4 protein-coding genes are annotated in these 8,484 nt (G+C 38.4%); 3 read left to right on the top strand and 1 reads right to left on the bottom strand.

What is annotated here, in order from left to right:
* Window positions 1-41 precede the first annotated feature (41 nt).
* Window positions 42-2,897: a 2-oxoglutarate dehydrogenase E1 component gene (locus tag CN326_RS20210; RefSeq protein ID WP_098310766.1), complete on the bottom strand. Its 2,856-nt coding sequence runs from the start codon at window positions 2,895-2,897 to the stop codon at window positions 42-44.
* A 1,143-nt stretch (window positions 2,898-4,040) separates the two neighbouring features.
* Here CN326_RS20210 and CN326_RS20215 point away from each other — a divergent pair.
* The 3 genes from CN326_RS20215 (at window position 4,041) to CN326_RS20225 (ending at window position 8,106) form a co-directional block, all read left to right on the top strand.
* The gene (locus CN326_RS20215; RefSeq protein ID WP_098310767.1) at window positions 4,041-5,540 is read left to right on the top strand and encodes a malate:quinone oxidoreductase; all 1,500 of its coding nucleotides are present in this window, start codon (window positions 4,041-4,043) and stop codon (window positions 5,538-5,540) included.
* A gap of 573 nt (window positions 5,541-6,113) precedes the next feature.
* Entirely contained in the window at window positions 6,114-7,472 is a 1,359-nt protein-coding gene (locus CN326_RS20220; RefSeq protein ID WP_176524712.1) for a carotenoid oxygenase family protein, read from the top strand.
* 1 nt (window position 7,473) lies between these two features.
* On the top strand, window positions 7,474-8,106 hold the full coding sequence (locus CN326_RS20225; RefSeq protein WP_098310769.1) for a VC0807 family protein: 633 nt from the start codon (window positions 7,474-7,476) through the stop codon (window positions 8,104-8,106).
* Window positions 8,107-8,484 lie beyond the last annotated feature (378 nt).

Below are 8,484 nucleotides of genomic sequence, written 5' to 3' on the forward strand. Positions count from 1 at the left end.
ACATGAATGGGGGAACGCCCCCCATTCATGGGAATACTTTATTACTTATTGTGAACGAAGTCTTGTTCTTCTTGTAACTTGAAATTGATATTAAGTGTTTGATTAATAATTAACTCTTGCTCTTTTCTATGAACATGTGGATCGCCGCCTGATGGACTTGAACGGTCCGGACGTCCAATATAGTTCACTTTCATATTGCCAGAAGCAAGTTCGAATAGAATTGGTGCGATATAGTGCCAAGCGCCCATATTTCTTGGTTCTTCTTGTACCCATACGATTTCTTCCAAGTTTTCATAACGCTGAGCGATTGCTTGGATTTTTTCTTTAGGGAATGGATACAGTTGTTCAACGCGAACGATATGCACTTCATCTAGATTATGCTCTTGTTTGTTAGATTCAACATCTACTGCTAAGTCGATTGCCATCTTACCTGTAGTTAATACAAGACGTTTCACTTTACTTGCATCTGTTCCAAGGTTCGGTTGCTCTAGAACAGTTTGGAAGCTGCCTTCACTTAGCTCAGAAGCAGGTGAAGATGTAAGTGGATGACGTAACAAGCTCTTTGGCGTCATAATTACTAATGGTCTTACAAAGTCTGTTCCAAGACTTGCTGCTTGGCGGCGCAGGATATGGAAATATTGCGCTGCACTTGTTAAGTTTGCAACTGTCCAGTTATTCTCTGCAGCAAGCTGTAAGAAACGTTCTGGACGAGCGCTGGAATGCTCAGGACCTTGACCCTCATAACCGTGAGGAAGGAGTAGTACAAGTCCAGATCTTTGTCCCCATTTTGCTCTTCCTGCTGAAACAAATTGGTCGAACAATGCTTGTGCTGTGTTAGAGAAATCTCCGTATTGTGCTTCCCACATTGTAAGTGTTTCAGGAGAAAATACGTTATAGCCATATTCAAATCCTACAACAGCAGCTTCTGAAAGCGGACTATTATGAACCGCGAAGGAAGCGCGAGCTTGTGGTAGACGGTGCATTGGTGAATATGTTTCATTCGTTTCTGTATCATGTAGTACAATGTGACGCTGTGCGAATGTACCGCGCTCTGAATCCTGTCCTGTTAGACGAATTGGCGTACCGTCCTGTAAAATCGAAGCAAACGCTAACGCCTCGGCATTTGCCCATTCTAGCTTACCACCATCTTTAAATGCACTCTCACGGCGTTCAAGAATTTTTTTCAACTTTGGATATACGTTAAAACCTTCCGGCCATTGCAGAAGACTCGTGTTTAATTCTTGAAGTGTTTCTAATGGAATACCTGTCATCATTTGTGGAATTCCATTTGCAACTACTTCTGGAACTGGAATATTAGCACTTACTTCTTTTTTATCTGAAGAAACTTGAGCATATTCAGCTTTCAAATGCTCTTGCACGAATTGCGTAATCGTTTCAACTTCTTCTACATGTAGAATTCCTTTTGTTTGTAATTGCTCAGCGTATAAAGCTCTTACAGTAGGATGCTTGCTAACCTTTTTATATACTTTCGGTTGTGTAACTGCTGGATCATCCATTTCGTTATGACCAAAGCGGCGATATCCGATTAAGTCAATTAGGAAATCCTTTTTGAACAGCGTACGGTATTGGAAAGCAAGAGTAGCTGCAATAAGACAAGCTTCAGGGTCATCAGCATTTACGTGCACAATCGGAATATCAAAGCCTTTCGCAAGGTCACTAGAATATCTTGTAGAACGGGAATCAGAACTATCAGTTGTGAATCCGACTGCATTATTGGCGATAATATGAATTGTGCCGCCTGTTTGATAACCTTTCAGTCTGCTTAAGTTCAGCGTCTCAGGTACGATACCTTGACCAGGGAAAGCAGCATCACCATGCACTAAAATTGCAAAAGATTTAGAAACATCTTGTTCAGGATAACCTGCTTGTTGTCGATTCTCTTGAGCAGCACGTGCAAAACCTTCAATAACTGGGTCTACAAATTCTAAGTGACTTGGGTTATTAGCTAATGTAACTCGAGTAAGAGAACCATCAGAGTCAATTAATTGCTCTTTACCTAAATGATACTTAACATCTCCCGTCCAGCCGACATTGTTTTTGTCCTTGTCTTGCATCGGTGCTGAATGCTTAAATTCAGTAAACATGTGACTGTAAGGTTTTTCTAATGTATGAGCAAGTACGCTTAGACGTCCGCGGTGAGCCATACCAATCATAATATCTTTCACGCCGCCCTTAGCGCCTTCAGAAATAATTTCATCAAGCATAGGGACAAGCATGTCAACGCCTTCTATAGAAAAGCGTTTTTGACCAACAAATGTTTTATGCAAAAATTGCTCGAAACCTTCGACTGCTGTTAAACGTTTTAAGACTGCAATTCGTTTTTCGTTTGATAATGGATGATACAGAGAAGTTGATTCCACCATTTCTTGCAGCCATGCGCGTTCTTCGCTATCGTGCACATGAGCGAACTCATAAGCTAAAGATTTTGAATAAACATCTTTTAATCTATTAACCGCATCAAATGCTGTTTGAACATCTGCAGGTGCGTTTGCCCAAACCATTTTCGCTGAAATCGCTTTCAAATCATTTTCGCCTAGTCCCTCTAAAGAAAACTGCCCATCCACTTTTTCCTCCAGCGGATTAATATGTGCAGATAGGTGACCGTATGAACGAATATTTTCTAAAACCTTTGCAGCTTTTAGAACTTTTTCTATATCTGTATTGTTTTGAGAAGAAAAATTAGAGACATTGCTGTTTACATTTGTAAAATCTGCATGAAAAGGAGGAGCGCCCCATCTTGCAAAAAGCTCTTCTAACTCCGGATCAACAGAACCTTCCTGAGCTACATAACGATCGTACTGTTCAATGACATAGCCAAGGTTAGGACCATGGAACTTAGCCCACGGGTTGTTTGTATTTGTATTCTTCGTCGTCATTTGACAAAACCTCCTACTCGTTAGGCTGTTTCTTTCAATATGAATGAAATAGTAACGAGTGCAATTCATTTTATATTTCTTATGTTATTACGATAATTTACATAATACAAAACGTTATTACTTATCTGTTTTGTAAAAAAACATTCACAATTACTTATCACCCAGAGGATTACTCCTATTATTAAGTAAATCAGTGCGATAAAATCGCTACATACATTGTGATAAATTGGAATTGAATTACCAACCATAAATAGTCTGAAATGTATGAATGTTCAAATAAAAACGTTTTAAATTATGTATATTAAAATAATAAACGCTTTCAAAAATATTATACAACAATATAACAAAGTATAATAGGAAAAAAGATAAAATTTAGAATTGATTGTTAATTTTTTATTAATTAAGAGATGAAGAATAGGTGCTAGATTAAAAGGAGAGAAATGTTAAATTATCTATAGAAAAAATTATATTTTTTAGATGTAATATTCTATGATAGTTTGAACAAATAGTTGTGTAAATGAATAGAGATAATACAAGAGGAAATGTGGATTTGAAATAAAGTTCGACCGTTTAAAACAAAGTTTAACCGATTATAAAAAAGATTAATCAACATATTGGTTTGTACAATAAAGTTGTTTGGAAATATCAAATATGTTGTTCCATTAAAGGGCCAGATTGTGGAAAATCGAGCTTATAGATAATATGGGTATTTTCAGGAGAATGTGAAGTATTATACAATTAAACTAAATAAAGTTTCCTTTTTAAACGTTTTACTCTCTATTAAGTGCGGAGAACTATACCACAAGTAACGGCGAAAATTAGAGGGTGTCGGTCACTGGTAACGGCAAACCAAAGCCTTAATCCTTACCAGAAGCTGAGTTAAGGCCTTGACTTTTGTGTGTTCCTAAGGCCTTGTGAATGGAATTTTCACTTTTTTATCAGTTATAAATAGTATATAATTATCAGATAATAGTAGATATTTTACCCCATAAATAATTATAATAGAATATGATATGATATGGTTATAATTGAGACAGAAAAGATGTGTTCCTAGTTGGGGTCTAGGTGTCGTCTTGCTTTTGGTGACATCTAAGCAGGAACGCCTACTCTTTTTTGCAAATATAGGGGATGGGGAAGGTTATAATGAGCAAAATACAGAAGAAAACAGACGTTATCTTAATTGGTGCCGGAGTCATGAGCGCGACTTTGGGATCATTACTGAAAGAGTTAGCACCTGAATGGGAAATCAAAGTGTTTGAGAAACTCGCAAACGCAGGAGAAGAAAGCTCTAACGAATGGAATAATGCGGGTACGGGCCATGCTGCACTGTGCGAGCTTAACTATACATCCGAAAAATCTGATGGATCTATAGATATTAGCAAAGCTATAAAAATTAATGAACAGTTTCAGCTTTCAAGACAGTTTTGGTCTTATCTTGTAAACAGCAATCTGATTCGTAATCCGCAGGACTTTATTATGCCAATACCTCATATGAGTTTAGTACAAGGGGAAAAAAATGTAACGTTTTTGAAAAAACGTTTTGAAGCGCTTTCAAAAAATCCTCTGTTTCAAGGAATGGAATTTTCCGATGACCCTGAAAAACTGAAGGAATGGATTCCGCTTATCATGGAAGGCCGTACATCGAATGAACCGATAGCGGCAACAAACATCGACTCTGGAACGGATGTCAACTTTGGTGCTTTAACACGCATGTTGTTTGACCACTTACAGAGTAAAAACGTCGAGGTAAACTACAAGCATAGTGTTGAGGATATTAAACGTACTAGCGACGACTCGTGGGAAGTGAAAGTGCATGATATCGATAGCGGTAAAATCGAATACCATACTGCAAAATTCGTCTTTATTGGCGGTGGGGGTGGAAGTCTGCCTTTACTACAAAAAACCGGTATCCCTGAGTCAAAACATATTGGAGGGTTCCCGGTAAGCGGACTATTTATGGTATGTAACAATCCGGAAGTTGCAGCGCAGCATCATGCAAAAGTATATGGTAAAGCTAAGGTTGGTGCTCCTCCAATGTCTGTTCCGCATCTTGATACAAGATATATTGACAACAAAAAAACATTGCTGTTTGGACCGTTTGCCGGCTTCTCACCAAAGTTCTTAAAAACTGGTTCGAATTTTGATTTGATAGGTTCCGTAAAACCGAATAATGTCTTCACTATGTTGGCGGCGGGCGTAAAAGAGATGTCATTGACAAAATACCTGATCCAGCAAGTTATGTTATCGAATGAAAAGCGCATGGAAGAATTACGCGAATTTATTCCGAATGCCAAAAGCGCGGATTGGGATATAGTGGTAGCGGGTCAACGTGTGCAAGTTATCAAAGATACTGATGCTGGTAAAGGAACACTTCAATTTGGTACGGAAGTTGTTAGTGCCACTGATGGCTCGATAGCTGCATTGCTCGGCGCTTCTCCGGGCGCTTCTACTGCCGTTCACGTTATGCTTGAGGTATTAGAAAAATGCTTCCCACAACATATGAAAGAGTGGGAACCGAAAATAAAAGAAATGATTCCTTCTTATGGCGTATCACTAGTGGAAAACCCAGACCTTTTCCAAGAAATTCATACGTCAACAGCGCAGACGCTTGGTCTAAACGAAAAAGAACCGGTCTGTAGTTAATTCTTTGGATGTAGAAACAAAGGTATTTATGGTAAGGCGTCTCCTAAAGGACAAATGGGAATGAAATAATAACAAAGGCGAGCAGAAATGCTCGCTTTTCTTGTGAGTCGGTAACGTATAATAAAGGGCTGTATTTAGTGTCTACGTGTACATTGGCGCTGGTGTAAAGCCGTTCATAACGAAAAGAGCGCCGAAGATGGGCGCTCTTTTTAATTCAGAATAGATCTAGATTAGGAGAATTAAAATGATACAAATGAATATTTTTAACGTGACTGTATTTTTATCCCGCATTAACGGGCAGTAAGATCCCCACTTCAAGATCCGAAGGAGATAAGTGGTGGGAGTTTTCATTCAATGTAGTATTAACTTGTTAGAAATTTGATGAAAAACTTTCATTGATCAACCGACCGGCGGTTTGTGTAATAAAACTAAACCGATGAATGATTTTATGGCTTTTATGGTTCTTTCTTAAGGAATACGCGTTCAGCAAATACTTCATCAAGATTTACAAAAAAAGCTCGCATGACTTTTTTATTCGCATACTACGTATGTTATTTTAAGGAGGAATGTGAATTGAATACGTTTCAAAAAGGGTTAAGTAGTTTAAATAAAGAGGTGGAAATTGGAAGCTTACCAATTCAAGGACAGATTCCTATATGGCTGTCTGGTAGTCTGTTTCGAAATGGTCCTGCCCACTTTACAGGTGGACATTGGTTCGATGGATTAGCGATGATCCATAAGTTTTCGTTTCGTCATGGAAATGTGTCATATACAAATCGCTTCCTACGAACCGAAGCCTATCATCATGTAATGGAAGCGGGAGAACAAGTGGCTGGCTTTGGATCAACTGGAACCGCAAGAGGCAGTAATAACACTAACGTTAATATTATGAAAATGGACCATCATTTTCTGGCTTTAACCGAATCGCCTGGGATGGTCGAATTTGATCCGTTAACTTTAAATACTATAGGTGTCTACCAATTTCAAGATAATATTCCAGCTCATATGACTACAGCTCATCCTCATTTAGATCCTCACAGTGGTCAACTCATCAATTTTACTATTCAGTTTGGAAGAACAACATACTACCATATTTACACTATCGATCCTACGACAGCACGCAGAAAATTAATTGGAAGTATTGAAACAGATCGATCAGGTTATATGCATAGTTTTGCGATTACAAATCATTATATTATTTTGTTGGAATTTCCTTTAATCATTCAGCCTATGTTGTTAATGACGGGTAAGAATTTCACAGATAGTTTAACTTGGAAGCCAGAACAGGGTTTACGTTTTCTCGTTGTCAGTAAAGCGGACGGAAAGTTGCATCGCATAGTGGAAAGCCAAGCGGGTTTTGGTTTTCACGTAATCAATGCGTTTGAGCAAGGTAAGGATGTTATTATCGATGCGTGTATTTCAAAAGAAGCTTCAGCTGTTACGAATCTTTCCATTGATCAGCTTACAGGCGATTCTCAAATCGGATCCCACCCTCAATTTAAGCGTTATATTTTAGAGGAAGGTCGTTCTGCTGCAGTGGAAGAGATTTTATCATCAGAAAGTATTGAACTGCCATCGATTCACTACCAAAGGTACAATGGACAAAATTATCGATACGCTTATGGTGTAAGTACAAGTCTTCTTCACCCAGAGAATATGGATAATCAGTTGATTAAAATTGATACCCATACAGGGGAGAATAAGATTTGGTCTCAAGAAGATTGTTATCCTGGTGAACCAGTATTTGTGGCTACACCTAACGGCACTAAAGAGGATGAGGGGATTTTACTATCAGTGGTTCTTAGCGGAATTCAAGGACGTTCATTTTTATTGGTTTTAGATGCTCAAACCATGGATGAAATCGGAAGAGCAGAGGTTCCTCATCATATTCCATTTGGATTTCATGGGATCTATGCAGAGGAGGGGATGTAACATGGAACGAAAACAAATTGTACGTGGAATTATCCTTTCTTTACTTATTAATGCGGCATTGCCCATTTTAGTTTACGAGTTGTTATTAGGCCATGTGTCGAACATCACAGCGCTCATAATTGCCACAATGATTCCTTTAGTAGAAACTATAATCTATTTTCTGAAGTATAGAAAATGGGACGCATTTGCAGTGTTTATGTTAGTTGGATTTATTCTTGGAATTCTCGCTGCTCTCATTGGCGGAGACGAAAGACTTATTTTGGTTCGAGAATCCTTTGTTACAGGAGTTATGGGATTAATTTTTCTTGGCTCTCTTATCACTCGAAGACCCCTGATCTATTATTTCGCCTTACGATTTACTGTCGGAAAAACGCAAAAAGAACAGGCGGCTTTTGCTGATAAGTGGAACAATGCTTACTTTCGTAAAGTATTGCGAATCATGACAGCAGGGTGGGGAATTGTCTTATTAGGCGAAGCATTGCTGAAAGTGGTGCTTGTCTATAGCCTTTCAGTATCTACGTTTTTAGCAATCTCTAGTTTAGTCACGTATGGATTCATAGGACTTGCAATCATTTGGACCGTTATGTATCGCAGAAAATCACGTCAAAAAATAGATCCAACCAAAAGAGTATAGAATGATAGATACGGTGTATCTTTCTACGAACATGATAATCATCTTATGGAGTTGATTTGTGAACAATAAGAGACAAAACGATTAATAGCTGCAGTTGAAGAAAAGAAATCATGGTGGAAGCGATTATTTAGCCGTTCATAATGAAAAGAGCGCCCGAATCGAAGAGGGGCGCTCTTTTTCATTCACATAGTCAGTCTTACTCGAAGTAAATCTAGATTAGGAGAATTAAAATGATACAAATGAATATTCTCAACGTGGCTTGTATTTTATCCCGCTATTTTTGGGCAGTAAGACCCCCACTGATGGAAGTTTCACTTTATCTACTATGGCGTAATATCTATCATACCTTTCGAGAGGACTCCCACCTCTAAACGTACG

The sequence above is a fragment of the Bacillus sp. AFS018417 genome (assembly GCF_002560985.1).
Classification (GTDB): domain Bacteria; phylum Bacillota; class Bacilli; order Bacillales; family Bacillaceae_G; genus Bacillus_A; species Bacillus_A rhizoplanae.